The sequence below is a fragment of the Agromyces sp. P1_H4 genome, assembly GCF_056405255.1.
This window is the reverse complement of sequence record NZ_JBFUCL010000535.1, coordinates 1-1,448: the sequence shown is the minus strand read 5'-3', so window position 1 is coordinate 1,448 and position 1,448 is coordinate 1. Positions and strand designations below refer to the sequence as shown.

Annotated in this window: 2 protein-coding genes; one reads left to right on the top strand and one right to left on the bottom strand. The window is 71.1% G+C overall.

Features of this window, described 5'->3' with window-relative positions; all coding sequences use genetic code 11:
* Positions 1–418: C40 family peptidase (locus AC1DY2_RS19740; protein WP_476763954.1), on the top strand; the 418-nt coding region annotated here is incomplete at its 5' end.
* Between the two features lie 286 nt (positions 419–704).
* Here the strand turns inward: AC1DY2_RS19740 and ppa are convergent.
* Entirely contained in the window at positions 705–1,190 is a 486-nt protein-coding gene (gene ppa, locus AC1DY2_RS19735; RefSeq protein WP_476763953.1) for an inorganic diphosphatase, read from the bottom strand.
* Between the last annotated feature and the right edge of the window lie 258 nt (positions 1,191–1,448).

The window sequence follows — 1,448 nt, the reverse complement described above, 5'->3', positions numbered from 1 at the left end:
GGGCGGCGGCGCTCCCGCGCCGAACCCGGCACCGGCCCCGCCGAACTCGGGCGCGGTCGAGACGGCCATCTGGTTCGCGAGCCAGCAGCTCGGCGAGCCGTACCGGCTCGGCGGCGCAGGGCCGAACATGTGGGACTGCTCGGGGCTCACCAAGGTGTCGTACGCGCAGGCGGGCATCTCGATCGGCACGCACTCGGCGACGAATCAGTACTACACGCTCGCCGGGCGCGGCCTCGCCGTGCCGCTGTCGCAGATCCAGCGCGGTGACCTGCTGTTCTGGGGCACGGGCGGCGACTACTACCACGTCGCGATCTACCTCGGAGGGGGCCGCATCCTCGAGGCCCCCCGCGAGGGCGTACCGGTGCGCGAGTACTTCATCTGGGGCTCGCCGTCGGCGGCCGCCCGCCCCGCCGGCTGACGCTCGGCGCCTCCTCGGCCGCAGCCCGGCCGGTTGCGGCCTCACTCCCGCCTCGGCCCTCGGCCTCGGTCCGAGCGCTCCATCCGAAATGTAGGAACTTCTGTCTGCTCGGCGGCGCGGCGAGCGCCCACGCGCCGCACGCACGCTCCAACTTCCTACATTTCGGTGGCGAGCGGCGGCATCGCGAGCGCGGCCCGAACACGTGAGAAGGGGCGGGCCGCCAGGCCCGCCCCTTCGTCGCGACGGATGTCGCGCGCACGCGGCATCCGCTCAATTCATGCCCTGGTCAGTGACCGGGGAACTTCTCGATCGCCTTGGCGATGAGCGACTCGGCCTCTGCGGCGTCCGCCCAGCCCTCGGTCTTGACCCACTTGCCGGGCTCGAGGTCCTTGTAGTGCTCGAAGAAGTGCTCGATCTCCTTGCGCGTGAACTCGGGGATGTCGTTCACATCCTGGATGTGGTTCCAGCGGGGGTCGCCGGCCGGCACCGCGACCACCTTGGCGTCGCCGCCGCCGTCGTCGGTCATGTGGAACACGCCGACGGGGCGCACCTTGACCCCGACGCCCGGGAACAGCGGGTAGTCGAGCAGCACGAGCACGTCCAGCGGGTCGCCGTCGTCGCCGAGCGTGTTCTCGAAGAAGCCGTAGTCGGTGGGGTAGACGAAGGTCGTGTAGAGCACGCGGTCGAGGAACACGCGACCCGTCTCGTGGTCGACCTCGTACTTGTTGCGGCTCCCCTTCGGGATCTCGATGATCGCGGCGTACTCGCCCATGTGGTTCTCCTCGTGGTTGGAAGCTCGTGCTCGAACTCGGCCCGCGGCCCGGTCGGAACGGGGCGCGATCGGCGGAATAAGGTTACTTGATGCCTTCCGACGAGCTGCCTGCCGAGCGTCGTCCCCGCCTGACGCCGCCGATCGCCGACGTGCGCCGGGCGGTCAGGGCGGTGCTTCCGGATGCCGCGGGCGCGGCCTCGTCCGATGCCGCCCCACTCGTGCTCGTGGCCCTGTCGGGCGGCGCCGACTCGCTCGCGC

Excerpts from the sequence above, each read along its gene's own strand:
- ppa (WP_476763953.1), bottom strand. The coding sequence starts at position 1,190 with ATGGGCGAGTACGCCGCGATCATCGAGATCCCGAAGGGGAGCCGCAAC.